The organism is Blastococcus sp. TBT05-19 (assembly GCF_003319095.1).
GTDB lineage: Bacteria > Actinomycetota > Actinomycetes > Mycobacteriales > Geodermatophilaceae > Blastococcus.
The window spans coordinates 269,565-283,575 of the sequence record NZ_QOHI01000001.1 but is presented as its reverse complement, the minus strand read 5'-3'; the positions used below and the strand labels follow the sequence as shown (position 1 = coordinate 283,575).

Genomic DNA, 14,011 nt, shown 5'->3' with positions numbered 1-14,011 from the left:
CCTACCCGCTGACCGTCATCGTGCCCACCTGGCCCAGCTGGAGGTGGAACGTGCAGGTGAAGGGGTAGTCGCCCGGCGCGGTCGCCTCGAACTCGATGGTCTTCTCCTCCCCGGGGGCCAGCACGGGGATGCCGGCGTCGACGGGCTGCGGGAGCTCGTCGTCGGTGAACTCGAGGTTGTGCGTCATCTGCTCGGCGACGTTGACCAGGGTGAGGCGGACCGGCCCGGGCGCCACGGTGAACGTGGCCGGGGTGAACAGGTAGTCGTCCTGGGTCTGCAGGGTGACCTCCTGGACGCCGTCGGCACCGATGGTCACCTCGCCCAGCCCCTCGGGCGTCGACGCCGGTGGCGGCGGTTCCTCGCCCTCACAACCCACCAGCACGACCATCGCAGCGGCGATCACCGCGGCCTTCTTGGCGGGGGGCGAGGAGGTCCTTTCCGTCATCGGGGCCGAACCGTACGCGTCGGAGGCCCGTCCGGCGCGGGATCGGCGACCGTCGGCGCGGCGGCGTCGCCCGCGGGGTCGTCGTCGCCGGAGCCGGGCAGCGTGTAGGGCCGGATGGCCGAGTCCGGGAGCGGCCGCACGTCGTCGCGGTCCCAGGGCCGGGCCAGGCCGGCCGCCTCGAGGATGGCGTCGAGAAGGCCCGCGGTGAAGCCCCACACCTCCATGTCGGCGACGCAGAAGGCCGGTCCGACGTAGCCCACCGGATGGCGCAGCCGGTACCGGTTGGCCGGGTCGGCGAGCTCGGCGAGCGGCACGCGGGCCACGCGCGCCACCTCGGCCGGGTCGCCCACGCTGACCTCGTCGCCGTCGTCCCACCACCCGACGACCGGGACGACCAGCCGGTTCGACGGCGGGAGGAAGAGCTCCTGCAGGGTGGTCAGCACCCGCACGCTGTCCGGGTCGACCCCGGCCTCCTCCTGCGCCTCGCGCAGCGCCGTCCCGACCGGGAAGTCGTCGCCGGGGTCCACGCCGCCGCCGGGGAACGCCGGCTGCCCGGCGTGGCTGCGCAGGTGCGGGGACTTCTCGATCAGGAGGACGTCGGGGCCCTCGGGACCCTCGCCGAACAGGATGAGGACGGCGGAGCGGCGGGCGGTGGCGGTGGCCTGCGGCATCCGGTGGCGCAGCGGGAGCGCATCGGCCCGGTCCACCAACCGCCGGAGGTAGTCCGGCAGCCCGTCCGTGCCGGTCACAGCTGCACTCCCAGGTGCTCGGCCACCAGTCCGCGCAGCTCGTCGTAGGAGCTGATCTCACCGGCCTCGATGTGCGCGATCGACCCGTCGGCGGCGAGGAACACCGACTGCGGCAGCCCGCGCAGGCCGAGCTCGGCGGCCAGCTCCCCCTCGCCGTCGAAGGCGCTCGGGAACGTCAGGCCGGCGTCGGCGGCGAAGGAGACGCCCTGCGGCCGGCCGTCCTGCGAGTCGACGCCGAGCACGCGCAGCTGCTCACCGGCGCTCTCGGACAGCTGCTGGAACAGCGGCAGCTCCTCGCGGCAGGGCCCGCACCAGCTGGCCCAGAGGTTGAGGACCGTCGGCACCCCGGGCGCCAGCGCGAGGTCGAGCGTCCCGCCGCCGAGGCAGTCGAAGGCGAGGTCGATGGTGCCGGCGGCCGCGGCGGCGCCCTCCTGGTCCGGGCAGGGCGGCAGGTCGGTCTCCACGGCGGCCGGCTCGGGCGGGGCCGCGCCGGCGTCGGGCTCCTCGGAGCTGCAGGCGGCCAGGGCGAGCAGTGCGGTGGCGGCCAGGGCGAGGCGGCGCATCACTCGGTGTCCGACGCGGCCGGGGTCTTCACGAGCTTGCCCGCCACCTCGGGGTCGACCGGGCCGATGCCGAACGACGGGCACCACTGCGCCAGACCGCAGGCCCCGCAGGCCGCCTTCTTGGCGTGGCAGACCCGCCGCCCGTGGAAGATCACCCGGTGGCTGAAGTCGGTCCACTCCTTCTTCGGGACCAGCTGCGCGATCTCGGCCTCGACCTTGACCGGGTCCTCCTCCTCGGTCCAGCCGAACCGGCGGACCAGCCGCCCGAAGTGCGTGTCGACGGTCAGCCCGGGGACGCCGAACGCGTTGCCCAGGACGACGTTGGCGGTCTTGCGGCCCACGCCCGGCAGGGTCACCAGGTCCGCCATGCGCCCGGGCACCTCGCCGTCGAAGCGCTCGACGAGCGCCTGGGCCAGGCCCAGCGCCGAGTTCGCCTTGGCCCGGAAGAACCCGGTGGGCTTGAGGATCTCCTCGAGGTCGGCCCGGTCGGCCGCGGCCAGCGCCACCGCGTCCGGGTAGCGCGCGAAGAGGACCGGCGTCACCTTGTTCACCGTCTTGTCCGTCGTCTGCGCGGACAGGACGGTGGCGACGAGCAGCTCGAAGGCGGTGGTGAAGTCGAGCTCGCAGTGCGCGTCGGGATGGATGACGGCGAGCTCGCGGGCCATCCGGCGCGCCCGCCGCGTGCGGCCCAGCGGCGACTCGTCCGGGTCGAACGGCGACGCCCCGGTCAGGGCGGCGCGGGTCGGGCGGCGGGCACGGGCCGGGCGCGCGTAGGCCGGGGAGGACGCGGGTGCGGACACGCGGTCGAGCGTAGGCGGCCCTGCCGACGCTCTCCTGCCGTGCCATCATCGAGGACGGACCGCTTCCCCCCGGACCGACGTCGACGCAGAGGAGGACGGGATGGTCGCCCTCAGCGTGATCCTCTTCCCGCCGCTGCTCATCGCCTTCCTGCTGGTCATGGAACGCGTCGAGGAGCCCCTCCGCCGGCCGGCCGGTCCGCGCGAGGTCGACGAGTTCCTCAACACGGCGACCCCGGGTGAGGTCGACACGCTGGCCACCTCCGGCATCCGCCGCGCGCTCTTCCGCTGGCGGCGCCGCCGCCGGCGGAACCGCGGCAGCACGAACCCGCCGCTCGTCTGACGGCGAAACGGTGTGTCGGCGGTCTCTCGCCCCATCGGGGTATCCGGACGGGCACCGAACGGGTGACGGAGTGCACAGCCGCCTAGACTCGCTGCTGACACGGGCATCCCTGTGTCCGCAGACAGTGTGAGAGGACGTGCAGTGGACGAGGTGCTGGCCCAGTCGGGGCTCTTCCAGGGGCTCTCCGAGGACGCGGTGGACCCCGTCATCAGCCGTCTCGAGACGCTGACCCTGCCCCGGGGCCGGGTGGTCTTCAACGAGGGCGAGCCCGGCGACAGCCTCTACATCGTCATGACCGGCAAGATCAAGCTCTCCCGTCGGTCGCCCGACGGCCGGGAGAACGTGCTCGCGGTCATGGGCCCCTCCGACCAGTTCGGCGAGCTGTCCGTCTTCGACCCGGGCCCGCGCACCGCGACGGCGACCGCCGTCACCGACGTGAAGCTGGCGCGGATGCCGCAGAGCGTCCTGCTGCCGTGGATCGAGGCGCACCCGGAGATCGGCGAGCAGCTGCTCCGCGTGCTGGCCCGCCGCCTGCGGCGCACCAACGACTCGGTCGCCGACCTGATCTTCACCGACGTGCCCGGCCGCGTGGCCAAGGCGCTGCTGCAGATGGCCGACCGCTTCGGCAGCCGCGACAGCGACGGCCTGCGCGTGAAGCACGACCTCACGCAGGAGGAGCTGGCCCAGCTGGTCGGCGCCTCCCGCGAGACGGTGAACAAGGCGCTCGCCGACTTCGTGCACCGCGGCTGGATCCAGCTGCAGGGCAAGTCGGTCGTCGTCCTCGACGAGGAGCGCCTGCGCCGCCGCGCGCGGTGACGCCCGTCCGTTGAACGCGAGAGGCCCAGGACCGGGATGGTCCTGGGCCTCTCGCGTTCACCGCATCAGGAGGGGAGCGGGACCACGAGCCTGACGCGGGTGCCGTCGGGGAGCACCGCCCACTTGCCCTCGGGGGTCTCCTCGAACGTGGGGCTGATCGGCTCCAGCGGCGCCGGGGGCGATCCCGCGACCGCCCCCGCGACGTCCGCGAAGGCCCGCAGCTGGTCCAGGGTGTGCGAGGTCGGCGGCAGCATCGGCCGGCTGCCCGCGTGCATCTCGGCCAGCGCGTCCTCCGGTGTCAGCCAGGACGCCTCGTCCGCCTCGCCGGAGACGTCGCGCGCCTCCTGGCCGACCGGCAGCGCCGCCGCGAAGAACTTGGTGTCGTAGCGGCGCGGCTCGACCGGCGGGGTGATCCAGTGCGCGAACGGGCGCAGCAGGTCCGAGCGGAGCACCAGGCCGCGGCCGGCCAGCAGCTCGGCCAGCGACAGCTCCCGCGACAGGAGCGCCTGCCGCTGCGCCTCCCAGTCGTCCCCGGAGACGTCGGGCACGACCGAGCCGTCGGGCAGCCCGGCGAGCAGGACGCCGGCCTCCTCGAAGGTCTCCCGGACGGCGGCGCAGACCAGTTGCCGGGCGGTCCGCTCGTCGCAGCCGAAGGCCGCCGCCCAGTCCGCCGGGGACGGACCGGACCAGCCGATCTCGGTGTCGCCGTCCCGCGGGTCGACGCCCCCGCCCGGGTAGGCGGTCATCCCTCCGGCGAACGGCATCCCCTTGGTGCGCCGCAGCAGGTAGACCTCGAGCCCGTGGGCGGAGTCGCGGAGCAGCAGCACGGTGGCGGCCTGCTTCGGCTCGGCCGGTGCGCCGCCCGCGGCTCCGCTCACCGGAGTTCGACGGTGAGCTCGACCTCGACGGGAGCGCCGAGCGGCAGCTCGGCCACGCCGACGGCGCTGCGGGCGTGCTGACCCGCCTCGCCGAAGATCCGGCCGAGCAGCTCGCTGGCGCCGTTGACGACCCGCGGCTGACCGGTGAAGCCCTCGGCGCTGGCCACGTAACCCACCACCCGGACGACGCGGGCGACCGAGTCCAGACCCACCAGCTCGTCGATCGCGGCGAGCGCGTTCAGCGCGCACAGCTTGGCGTCGGCCGCGGCGGCCTCGACGTCGACCGAGCCGCCGACCTTGCCGGTGCGGCGCAGCCCGCCGTCGACGAACGGCAGCTGGCCCGAGGTGAAGACCAGCGAGCCGGCGCGCACGGCCGGGACGTAGGCGGCGACCGGCGAGGCGACGGCGGGCAGCCGGATGCCGAGCTCGGCCAGCCGCGCGTGCCAGCTCTGCGCCGGAGCGGCGGGGGTGGTCATGCCGGGCGCTTGAGGTAGGCCACCAGCTGGTCGCCGTTCGGCCCCGGGAGCACGGTCACGAGTTCCCACCCGTCGACACCCCAGGAGTCGAGGATGGCCTTGGTGTTGTGGATGAGCAGCGGGATGGTCGCGTACTCCCACTTCTGGCGTGCCGTGTCGCTCATGGGCGCGACGCTACTGCAGCGGTCGGCTGCGATCACGGTCACGCCGCCCGCTGCGGGCGGGCCGACCCGCTCACCAGCTCCTACGCTGGTGCGGGTGAGCCCCGATCCCTCCTCCCCGCGCCTGCACGTGGTCACCGGCAAGGGCGGGACGGGCAAGACCACCGTCGCGGCCGCCCTCGCGCTGGCGCTGGCCGCCGACGGCCGCTCGGTGCTCCTGGTCGAGACCGAGGGGCGGCAGGGCATCGCCCAGCTCTTCGAAACCCCGCCGCTGCCCTACGAGGAGCGGCGCGTGGCCGTGGCCCGCGGCGGCGGCGAGGTCAAGGCGCTGGCGATCGACGTCGAGGAGGCGCTCCTGGACTACCTCGACATGTTCTACAACCTGCGCCGGGCCGGGCGGGCGCTGCGCAAGATGGGCGCCATCGACTTCGCCACCGCCATCGCGCCGGGCCTCCGCGACGTGCTGATCACGGGGAAGATCAAGGAGGCGGTCACCCGCCGGCACGACGGCCGCCAGGTCTACGACGCCGTCGTCGTCGACGCCCCGCCGACCGGCCGGATCACCCGGTTCCTCGGCGTCACCGGCGAGATGTCGCAGCTGGCCCGGTCCGGGCCCATCAAGACCCAGAGCGACGGCGTGATGGCCGTCCTCCGCTCGCCGCAGACCGCGGTCCACCTGGTGACGCTGCTCGAGGACATGCCCGTGCAGGAGACCGCCGACGCGATCGCCGAGCTGACCGCGGCCGGGATGCCGGTGGGCTCCGTGGTCGTGAACATGGCCGCCGAGCCGGTGCTGCCCCCCGCCGCGCTGTCCCGGGCCGCGGCCGGCGAGCTGACCGGCGCGGACCTCGCGCCCGCGCTGACCGCCGCCCACCTGTCCGGCGCCGAGCAGATCGCCGACGCGCTGGCCGCCGAGGTGGTCGAGCACGCCCGGCGGTGGGCCTCGCAGGACGCGCTGCGGGCCGAGGTGGAGGCGCTGGGCCGCCCGACGCTGGAGCTGCCGCTGCTCCCCGGAGCCGTCGACGTCGGCTGCCTGTTCGAGCTGGCCGGCCGGCTCGAGGACCACCTCGCCCCGGCGGTGGGAGCGGACAGGGGCGTGAGCATCGCAGCGAGGGACGAGCGAGGAGCGGAGCGCCCCGCGGGAGCGACCGGGGACGTGGCCCGCTGATGGCCGCTCAGACCTCGCCGAACGGGGCGCGGCCGCCGCGCCAGGCGCCGGCCATGGACCTCCAGCAGCTCATCACCGATCCCGCGACCCGCATCGTCGTGTGCTGCGGCGCCGGCGGCGTGGGCAAGACGACCAGCTCCGCTGCCCTCGCCCTGGCCGCCGCGGAGGCCGGCCGCACCGTCGTCGTCCTCACCATCGACCCCGCCCGGCGGCTGGCCCAGTCGCTCGGGCTGGAGGAGCTGGACAACGAGCCGCGGCGGGTCGACGTCCCCGGGGCACCGGGCGAGCTGCACGCGATGATGCTGGACATGAAGCGGACGTTCGACGACGTCGTGTCCGCGCACTCCACGCCCGAGCGGGCGGAGCAGATCCTGGAGAACCCCTTCTACCAGGCGCTGTCGTCGTCCTTCTCCGGCACGCAGGAGTACATGGCGATGGAGAAGCTGGGCCAGCTGCGGGCCAGCGACCAGTGGGACCTGATCATCGTGGACACCCCGCCGTCGCGGTCCGCGCTGGACTTCCTGGACGCCCCCAACCGGATGGGCCGCTTCCTCGACGGCACGATGATCCGGCTGCTGATGGCCCCGAGCCGGGCCGGCTTCAAGTTCGCCAGCGCCGGCTTCCTGCTCTTCAGCCGGATCGTCAGCAAGATCCTCGGCGGCCAGCTGCTGCGCGACATCTCCGCGTTCGTGGCCGCCCTGGACACGATGTTCGGCGGGTTCCGCGAGCGCGCGACGGCGACCTACGAGCTGCTGCGCCGCCCCGGCACCTGGTTCCTCGTGGTGGCCGCGCCCGAGCCCGACGCGCTGCGGGAGGCCTCCTACTTCGTCGACCGGCTCTCCGCCGAGGGCATGCCCCTGGCCGGTCTCGTGGTCAACCGCACGCACCCGCCGGCGACGACGGCGCTGTCGGCGACCCGGGCCGAGGGCGCCGCCGAGGCGGTCGCCGAGACCGGCGGGGAGGCCGCCGAGCTCACCGCCGCGGCGCTGCGCGTGCACGCCGGCCGGATGCAGGTGGCCGCCCGCGAGCAGCACCTCGCCGACCGCTTCACCAGCGCCCACCCGGAGGTCGCCGTGCGCACCGTGCCGGCGGCCGCGGGCGACGTCCACGACCTGGACGGGCTCCGCGTGATGGCCGAGGCGCTGACCGGTGCGGACGACGACACGCCGACGGGGACCCCCCGGACGCGGATCCTCCCCGCGCGCCGCGGCTGACCGCACCGGCGACGGGCGCGCGCGTAATACCCTGGCCGCGATGTCGGAGAACGCGCGCGTCCGGACCCGTGTGCTCGCCAAGCTCGCCATGACGATCGTCGTCGCAGGCGTGCTCCTGGCGGGCCTCCTGCTGCCCTGGGTCGGGGGGACGGGCGTCATCGCCCGCAACTCCGCGTCGCTGCTCGACGAGCTGCCCGTCGCCCTCACCGACCAGGCGCCGACCGGCCCCACCCGCGTGCTCGCGGCCGACGGTTCGCTGATCACGAACTTCTACGAGCAGAACCGCACCCCGGTCACCTCGGAGCAGATCGCCGACGTCATGAAGCAGGCGCTGGTCGACATCGAGGACTCCCGCTTCTACGACCACAACGGCCTCGACGTCCAGGGCACGATGCGCGCGCTGGTGACGAACCTGGCGGCGGGCAGCGTGCGCGAGGGCGGCTCGACGATCACCCAGCAGCTGGTGAAGCAGACCCTGCTCGAGACCGCCGACACCCAGGCCGAGCGCGACGCGGCGGTCGAGCAGGAGGGCGTCGAGGGCGTGGCGCGCAAGCTGCGCGAGGCCCGCCTGGCGATGGCGCTCGAGGAGACCTACGACAAGGACGAGATCCTCACCCGCTACCTGAACCTCGTGTACTTCGGCCAGGGCGCCTACGGGATCCAGGCCGCGGCGCAGCGGTACTTCAGCGTGAACGCGGCGGACCTGACGCTGCCGCAGGCCGCCATGCTGGCCGGACTGGTGCAGAGCCCGTTCTACGACGAGCCGATCAACAACCCGGAGAACGCGCAGATCCGGCGCAACCAGGTCCTGCAGCGGATGTTCGACCTCGGCCACATCAGCGAGCAGGAGTTCACCGAGATCTCCGCCCAGCCGGTCCAGGTCGCTCCGGGCCTGGCGCCGGCCAACGGCTGCATCGACGCCGCCCTGGGCGGCTTCTTCTGCGCCTACGCGATGCAGTACGTCACCGGGACGCTGAAGGTGTCGCAGTACGACATCGACAACGGTGGCCTGACCATCCAGACGACGCTGAACCCCCAGCTCCAGCTGACCGGCGACCAGGCGGTGCTCGACTCGTTGCCGCTCGGGGACAGCCTCGCCGGCATGTTCACCGCGATCGAGCCGGGCACCGGCCACGTGCTGGCGATGAGCGTGAACCGCCGCTACGGCTGCGACGGCCCGGAGTGCGAGTCCGTCGTGCTCAACGACGCGGCGAGCAAGGGCGCCGGATCCACCTACAAGACGTTCACCGCGGCCGCGGCGCTCGAGGCGGGCATCGGCGCCGGGACCACGATCACCACGCCGGGCGACCGCTACACGTCCCGGGTGTTCCGGGGCCCGTCCTGCGGCGCCTCCGACCGCAACGGCACCAACGAGCGCGGCATGTACTGCGTGGAGAACGTCGGCGACTACCCCGACACGCTCGACATGGTCGGCGCGCTGGTCCGCTCCTCGAACACGTACTTCGTCGCCCTGGAGGACCGGCTCGGGAGCGTGGAGGGACCCGTGCGGATGGCCGAACGGCTCGGCATGAGGTTCGACCGCCCCACCCAGAAGTCGGCGGACGAGATCGTCGAGGGGAACTTCGGCTCGTTCACCCTCGGCTCGGAGGCCACCAGCCCGCTGGACCTGGCCAACGCCTACGCCACGCTCGGCGCCGAGGGCACCCGTTGCACCCCCCTGCCGGTGGTGCAGGTGCTCGACCGCACGGGTCAGCCGCTCCCGGGTCCGGACGGTCAGCCGGTGAGCCCGGGTGACAACTGCACCCCGGAGGCCGTGTCCCCGGACATCGCGAACACGCTGAGCCAGATCCTGGTGGGTGACATCTCCACGCCGGCCGGAACCGGTACCCGCGCGGCGATCGCGGGCCACCAGATCGCCGGCAAGACCGGCACCGCCCAGGAGAACCAGTCGGTCGCCTTCGTCGGGTTCATGCCCGAGTACGCGGCCAGCGTGATGGTGTTCAACCCGAAGGAGAAGGAGACGGTCCGGGGCTTCGGCGGCAACATCCCGGCCACGATCTGGCGGAACGCCATGGCGCCCTTCCTGGCCGACAAGCAGACGTCCGCGTTCCCGCCCGCCGACCCGGGGCTGCTGAACGGCGGCCGACCCGCCCCGCGTCCGGCCCCGCAACCGGAGCCGAGGCCCGCCCCGGACACGGGCACCGCGCCGGAGCCGGCACCCGCGCCGGAACCGGTCCCCGCGCCGGAGCCGGTGCCCGCGCCTGAGCCGGCACCCGCGCCGCCCCCGACGCCCGCGCCCGGGGGCTGACGGCCCGTCCCGGGAGCCGGGGCCGTCCGCCGGCGGCGAGCGGGCTCAGCCCAGCTGGCGGCGCACCTCCGCCGCCACCCGTGAGCCCTCGGCCCGGCCGGCGACGGCCCCGTTGGCCGCGCCCATGACCTTGCCCATGTCCTTCATGCCGGAGGCGCCGGTGCGGGTGATGACGTCGGCCACGATCGCGGCCAGGTCGGCGTCCTCGAGCTGGGCCGGGAGGTAGGCCGCGAGGACCTCCCCCTCCGCCTGCTCGCGGGCGGCCTGCTCGGCCCGGCCCGCGGAGCCGAACGCCTCGGCGGCCTCGCGGCGCTTCTTCGCCTCCCGGCGGAGCACCGCCTGCACCTCGTCGTCGCTGAGCTCGCGGGCCTCCTTGCCCGCCACCTCCTCGGCGCTGACCGCGGCGAGCACCATGCGCAGCGTGGCGGTGCGCAGCTCGTCACGGGCCTTCATGGCGGTGGTCAGGTCGGCGCGCAGCTTCACCTTCAGGTCGGACACGTGCTCCAGCCTTGCACGCCGCCGCCGCGCCCCGCGCCCGTAGGCTCTCCCGCGTGCGCTGGTACACCGCCGTCCCCACCGCCGCCGTCGCCTCCGGCGCGGCCGTGACCGCCTACGCGAGCCTGTACGAGCGCACCCGCTGGACGCTGCGCCGGTTCGACGTCCCGGTGCTCGCCCCGGGCTCCGCACCGCTGCGGATCCTCCAGATCTCCGACCTGCACATGACCGCCGGGCAGCGCAGCAAGCAGGAGTGGGTCGCCGGCCTCGCCGGGCTCGAGCCGGACCTGGTGATCAACACCGGCGACAACCTGGCCGGCCACGACGCCGTCCCGGGGACGCTGCGCGCGCTGGACCCGCTCATGGACCTGCCCGGGGCCTTCGTGCTGGCCAGCAACGACTACTACGCCCCGCGGCCGAAGAACCCCCTGAAGTACTTCCGCACCGAGCACAAGCGGGTGCACGGCGACGAGCTGCCGTGGCGCGACCTGCGCGACGGGATGGCGGCGCGCGGCTGGCTCGACCTCACCAACGCCGCCGGGGAGCTGACCGTCGGCGGACGGCGGATCGTGCTCGCCGGTGTGGACGACTCGCACCTGAAGCGGGACCGCTACGACGTGGTCGCGGGGCCGGCCGATCCGGCGGCGGACCTCCGGCTGGGGCTGGCGCACTCGCCGGAGCCCCGGGTGCTCGACCGGTTCGCCGCCGACGGCTACGACCTGCTGCTCTGCGGGCACACGCACGGCGGCCAGCTGCGCATCCCGTTCTACGGCGCGCTCGTGACCAACTGCGGCATCGACCGCGCCCGGGTCCGCTGGCTGCACCGGTGGAGCGCGCCGACCCCGGCCCGTCCGGCCGGCACCTGGCTGCACATCTCGGCCGGCCTCGGCACCAGCCCCTATGCCCCGGTGCGCTTCGCCTGCCCGCCCGAGGCGACGCTGCTCACGCTGACGCCGCGACCGTCCTGACCCGCCGCCGGGCGGCGGTGGGAGGAGCGCTAGACTCGTCGGGCACCTCGGGGTGTGGCGCAGCTTGGTAGCGCGCGTCGTTCGGGACGACGAGGCCGCAGGTTCAAATCCTGTCACCCCGACCCTCGCACTCAGGGGCCGCCGGAAGGCGGCCCCTGAGTCGTTCCCGGGGTTGGACAGGTCGCGGCAGGGGCACCGTCTGCCGCGATGACCGAATGGCTGCTCCTCCTCGCCGCCGTCCTCCTGACGGTGTTCACCGGGTTCTTCGTCGCGGCGGAGTTCTCCCTCACGACCGTGGACCGGGGGCGGGCCGAGCAGGCCGCCGCCTCCGGTGACCGCCGGGGCCGCAGCGTCGTCCGCGCGCTGTCGTCGCTGTCCACCCAGCTGTCCGCCGCGCAGTTCGGCATCACGATCACCACCCTGGTCGTGGGCTACCTCGCCGAGCCGGCCATCGGCCAGCTGCTGCGCGGACCGCTGGAGTCGGCGGGTCTCACCGGCGGGTCGGTCACCGCGGTCTCCTACGGGCTGGCCATCGCGCTGGCGACCACCCTGCAGATGCTGCTGGGCGAGCTGGGGCCCAAGAACCTGGCGATCGCCAACCCGCTGGCCGTCGCCGGCGTCATCGCGCCCGGGATGCGGGCGTTCACCCGGGTCACCCGGCCGGTGGTGGGGTCGCTGCAGCGGCTGGCCAACGCGATCGTCCGGCGGCTGGGCTTCGAGCCGCGCGAGGAGCTGGACACCGCACGCGACGCCGACGAGCTCGCCGCCGTCGCCCGCCGCTCGGCGGAGGAGGGCGACCTCTCCCCCGTGGCCGCCCGCCTGCTGCAGCGCTCGCTCAAGCTCGGCGCCAAGTTCGCCACCGACGTGATGACGCCGCGCACGCAGCTGTGGACGCTGCGGGCCAGCGCCACCGCGGCCGACGTCATCGCCGCCGCGGTGGAGTCGGGCAACTCCCGCTTCCCGGTCTACGGCTCCGACCTGGACGAGGTCACCGGCGTCGTGCACGTGAAGCACGCGGTCGCCGTCCCGGAGGCCGAGCGGGGCGTGCGCACCGCCGGCGAGCTGGCCGCGCCGGTGCTCGCCGTCCCGTCGTCGATGCAGCTGGAGCGGCTGCTGGACCTGCTGCGGGACCAGGGCCTCCAGCTGGCCCTGGTGGTCGACGAGTGGGGCGCCACCCACGGCGTGGTCACCCTGGAGGACATCGTGGAGGAGCTCGTCGGGGAGATCGCGGACGAGACCGACCGGCCGCTGCGCGCGCTGCGGCGGGTGGACGCCGACACCTGGGTGCTCTCCGGGCTGCTGCGCCCCGACGAGGTGCAGGAACGAACGGGCATCGCCGTTCCCGAGGGCCGGTACGAGACGCTGGCCGGCTTCCTCACCGACCGGCTCCAGCGGCTGCCGCAGGAAGGGGACGTCGTCCCCGTCGACGGCGTCGAGCTCACCGTCGAGACGGTGCAGGGACGCCGGGTCGCCCGCGTCGTGGCCCGCCGGGTGCCCGATCCGCCGGACGACGACGCCGCCGACGCCCCTGCCACCCGCGAGGAGGTGGCGGCATGAACGTCGTGAGCCTGCTGATCCTGGTCGTCCTGCTGCTGGGCAACGCCTTCTTCGTGGCCGCGGAGTTCGCCCTGGTCTCCGCCCGCGCCGCCCAGATCGAGGCGCGGGCCGCGGACGGGTCGCCGCGGGCGGTCAAGACGCTCGCCGCGATGCGGAACGTCTCGCAGATGATGGCCGGCGCCCAGCTGGGCATCACGCTGTGCTCGCTGGGTCTGGGCGCCGTCGGCGAGCCCGCCGTGGCCCACCTGATCGAGGTCCCGCTGCACGCTGCGCACGTGCCCGACGCGCTGCTGCACCCGATCTCGCTGGCGATCGCGCTCTCGCTGGTCACCGTGCTGCACATGGTGCTCGGCGAGATGGTGCCCAAGAACATCACGCTCGCCGGTCCCGACCGGGCGGCGTTGGTCCTCGGCCCCCCGCTGGCGGTGATGGTGCGCCTGCTCAAGCCGTTCATCTGGTTCTTCAACACCATCGCGAACGGCTTCGTGCGGCTGTTCGGGGTGCAGCCGACCGACGAGGTCGCGGCCAGCTTCGACGAGACCGAGATCCGCTCGATGGTCACGCAGTCCCAGCGCGAGGGGATCCTCGGGACGGAGATGGGCGAGCTGGCCGCCGGGGCGCTCTCCTTCGAGCAGACCGACCTGTCGTCGGTGCTGCTGCCGGTGGACAAGCTGGTCACCGTGCCCCGCAGCATCACGCCGCGGGAGCTCGAGGCCACGGTGGCCGAGTTCGGCTTCAGCCGGTACCCGGTGCGCGCGGAGGACGGCGCGCTGGTGGGCTTCGTGCACGTGAAGGACGTGCTCGACGTGCCGGCCGACCGCCGCGACTCACCGGTCCCCGACCGGGACGTGCTGCCCTTCGTCGAGCTGCGTGCCGACGAGGCCCTGCCGGAGGTGCTGGCCGCCATGCGCAAGGCCGGGGCGCACCTGGGCCTGGTGGAGGGCGGGGCCGGCGGGGTGGTGGCGCTCGAGGACGTGCTGGAGCAGCTGATCGGCGACGTCCGCGACGCCGCCGCCGAGCGCCGCCGGGTGGACGAGCGCCAGGACCGCACCTCCGCCGCGGTGTCCGGCGCGGGCGCGGGAGGGCGGTGACCGGCCCTCGGCGAGGGCCGG

General features: G+C 74.3%; 16 protein-coding genes and 1 tRNA gene. 9 read left to right on the top strand and 8 right to left on the bottom strand.

Annotated elements, in window-relative coordinates; genetic code table 11:
- Window position 1: 1 nt before the first annotated feature.
- Genes DQ244_RS01330 through nth form a run of 4 tightly spaced genes read right to left on the bottom strand, consistent with a single transcriptional unit; the run spans window position 2 to window position 2,557 of the window.
- Complete coding sequence (locus DQ244_RS01330) at window positions 2-445, bottom strand: cupredoxin domain-containing protein (protein ID WP_233491097.1); 444 nt, start codon at window positions 443-445, stop codon at window positions 2-4.
- Window positions 442-1,194: a CoA pyrophosphatase gene (locus tag DQ244_RS01325; RefSeq protein WP_233491096.1), complete on the bottom strand. Its 753-nt coding sequence runs from the start codon at window positions 1,192-1,194 to the stop codon at window positions 442-444. Before DQ244_RS01325 ends, DQ244_RS01330 begins: the two co-directional genes overlap by 4 nt.
- Entirely contained in the window at window positions 1,191-1,757 is a 567-nt protein-coding gene (locus DQ244_RS01320) for a TlpA disulfide reductase family protein (protein ID WP_113810570.1), read from the bottom strand. The genes DQ244_RS01325 and DQ244_RS01320 overlap by 4 nt, the downstream gene beginning before the upstream one ends.
- Entirely contained in the window at window positions 1,757-2,557 is an 801-nt protein-coding gene (nth, locus tag DQ244_RS01315) for an endonuclease III (protein WP_113809683.1), read from the bottom strand. The genes DQ244_RS01320 and nth overlap by 1 nt, the downstream gene beginning before the upstream one ends.
- Before the next feature lie 100 nt (window positions 2,558-2,657).
- Between nth and DQ244_RS01310 the strand changes: the two genes are divergently transcribed.
- A complete protein-coding gene (locus tag DQ244_RS01310) occupies window positions 2,658-2,897 on the top strand; it encodes a hypothetical protein (RefSeq protein ID WP_113809682.1) in 240 nt (79 codons plus the stop codon).
- Between the two features lie 141 nt (window positions 2,898-3,038).
- Window positions 3,039-3,713 carry a Crp/Fnr family transcriptional regulator gene (locus tag DQ244_RS01305; protein ID WP_113809681.1) on the top strand — a complete coding sequence of 225 codons (675 nt, stop codon included), beginning with the start codon at window positions 3,039-3,041 and terminating at the stop codon, window positions 3,711-3,713.
- 65 nt (window positions 3,714-3,778) lie between these two features.
- On the opposite strand, the gene DQ244_RS01300 is transcribed toward DQ244_RS01305, so the two are convergent.
- From DQ244_RS01300 to DQ244_RS19520, 3 genes are read right to left on the bottom strand one after another with little or no spacing between them, the layout of a single operon-like run.
- Entirely contained in the window at window positions 3,779-4,591 is an 813-nt protein-coding gene (locus DQ244_RS01300) for an NUDIX domain-containing protein (RefSeq protein ID WP_113809680.1), read from the bottom strand.
- Entirely contained in the window at window positions 4,588-5,067 is a 480-nt protein-coding gene (locus DQ244_RS01295; RefSeq protein WP_113809679.1) for a RidA family protein, read from the bottom strand. Before DQ244_RS01295 ends, DQ244_RS01300 begins: the two co-directional genes overlap by 4 nt.
- Window positions 5,064-5,231 (bottom strand): hypothetical protein, encoded by a 168-nt coding sequence (locus tag DQ244_RS19520; RefSeq protein WP_199580098.1) that lies wholly within the window; start codon window positions 5,229-5,231, stop codon window positions 5,064-5,066. Before DQ244_RS19520 ends, DQ244_RS01295 begins: the two co-directional genes overlap by 4 nt.
- Before the next feature lie 94 nt (window positions 5,232-5,325).
- On the opposite strand from DQ244_RS19520, the gene DQ244_RS01290 reads away from it, so the two are divergent.
- The 3 genes from DQ244_RS01290 to DQ244_RS01280 are packed head-to-tail and all read left to right on the top strand — an operon-like array spanning window position 5,326 to window position 9,879.
- The gene (locus tag DQ244_RS01290; RefSeq protein ID WP_199580097.1) at window positions 5,326-6,396 is read left to right on the top strand and encodes an ArsA-related P-loop ATPase; all 1,071 of its coding nucleotides are present in this window, start codon (window positions 5,326-5,328) and stop codon (window positions 6,394-6,396) included.
- On the top strand, window positions 6,396-7,610 hold the full coding sequence (locus DQ244_RS01285; RefSeq protein ID WP_199580096.1) for an ArsA family ATPase: 1,215 nt from the start codon (window positions 6,396-6,398) through the stop codon (window positions 7,608-7,610). The genes DQ244_RS01290 and DQ244_RS01285 overlap by 1 nt, the downstream gene beginning before the upstream one ends.
- A 40-nt stretch (window positions 7,611-7,650) precedes the next feature.
- On the top strand, window positions 7,651-9,879 hold the full coding sequence (locus DQ244_RS01280) for a transglycosylase domain-containing protein (protein ID WP_113809677.1): 2,229 nt from the start codon (window positions 7,651-7,653) through the stop codon (window positions 9,877-9,879).
- Window positions 9,880-9,924: 45 nt separating this feature from the next.
- On the opposite strand, the gene DQ244_RS01275 is transcribed toward DQ244_RS01280, so the two are convergent.
- Window positions 9,925-10,377: a GatB/YqeY domain-containing protein gene (locus DQ244_RS01275; RefSeq protein ID WP_113809676.1), complete on the bottom strand. Its 453-nt coding sequence runs from the start codon at window positions 10,375-10,377 to the stop codon at window positions 9,925-9,927.
- A 53-nt stretch (window positions 10,378-10,430) separates the two neighbouring features.
- Here DQ244_RS01275 and DQ244_RS01270 point away from each other — a divergent pair, with 53 nt between their 5' ends.
- The 4 genes from DQ244_RS01270 (at window position 10,431) to DQ244_RS01255 (ending at window position 13,990) form a co-directional block, all read left to right on the top strand.
- Window positions 10,431-11,342: a metallophosphoesterase gene (locus DQ244_RS01270; protein WP_199580095.1), complete on the top strand. Its 912-nt coding sequence runs from the start codon at window positions 10,431-10,433 to the stop codon at window positions 11,340-11,342.
- 48 nt (window positions 11,343-11,390) lie between these two features.
- A tRNA-Pro gene (locus DQ244_RS01265) sits at window positions 11,391-11,464 on the top strand.
- Window positions 11,465-11,549: 85 nt separating this feature from the next.
- Window positions 11,550-12,899, top strand: a complete 1,350-nt coding sequence (locus DQ244_RS01260; RefSeq protein ID WP_113809674.1) for a hemolysin family protein — start codon at window positions 11,550-11,552, stop codon at window positions 12,897-12,899.
- On the top strand, window positions 12,896-13,990 hold the full coding sequence (locus tag DQ244_RS01255; RefSeq protein WP_113809673.1) for a hemolysin family protein: 1,095 nt from the start codon (window positions 12,896-12,898) through the stop codon (window positions 13,988-13,990). The genes DQ244_RS01260 and DQ244_RS01255 overlap by 4 nt, the downstream gene beginning before the upstream one ends.
- Window positions 13,991-14,011 lie beyond the last annotated feature (21 nt).

What these genes read in the sequence shown, in the direction of transcription:
- DQ244_RS01295 (WP_113809679.1), bottom strand. Translation starts at nt 5,067, where the DNA reads ATGACCACCCCCGCCGCTCCGGCGCAGAGCTGGCACGCGCGGCTGGCC.
- DQ244_RS01310 (WP_113809682.1), top strand. Translation starts at nt 2,658, where the DNA reads ATGGTCGCCCTCAGCGTGATCCTCTTCCCGCCGCTGCTCATCGCCTTC.
- DQ244_RS01285 (WP_199580096.1), top strand. Translation starts at nt 6,396, where the DNA reads ATGGCCGCTCAGACCTCGCCGAACGGGGCGCGGCCGCCGCGCCAGGCG.
- DQ244_RS01320 (WP_113810570.1), bottom strand. Translation starts at nt 1,757, where the DNA reads ATGCGCCGCCTCGCCCTGGCCGCCACCGCACTGCTCGCCCTGGCCGCC.
- DQ244_RS19520 (WP_199580098.1), bottom strand. Translation starts at nt 5,231, where the DNA reads ATGAGCGACACGGCACGCCAGAAGTGGGAGTACGCGACCATCCCGCTG.
- DQ244_RS01255 (WP_113809673.1), top strand. Translation starts at nt 12,896, where the DNA reads ATGAACGTCGTGAGCCTGCTGATCCTGGTCGTCCTGCTGCTGGGCAAC.
- DQ244_RS01330 (WP_233491097.1), bottom strand. Translation starts at nt 445, where the DNA reads ATGACGGAAAGGACCTCCTCGCCCCCCGCCAAGAAGGCCGCGGTGATC.
- DQ244_RS01260 (WP_113809674.1), top strand. Translation starts at nt 11,550, where the DNA reads ATGACCGAATGGCTGCTCCTCCTCGCCGCCGTCCTCCTGACGGTGTTC.
- DQ244_RS01280 (WP_113809677.1), top strand. Translation starts at nt 7,651, where the DNA reads ATGTCGGAGAACGCGCGCGTCCGGACCCGTGTGCTCGCCAAGCTCGCC.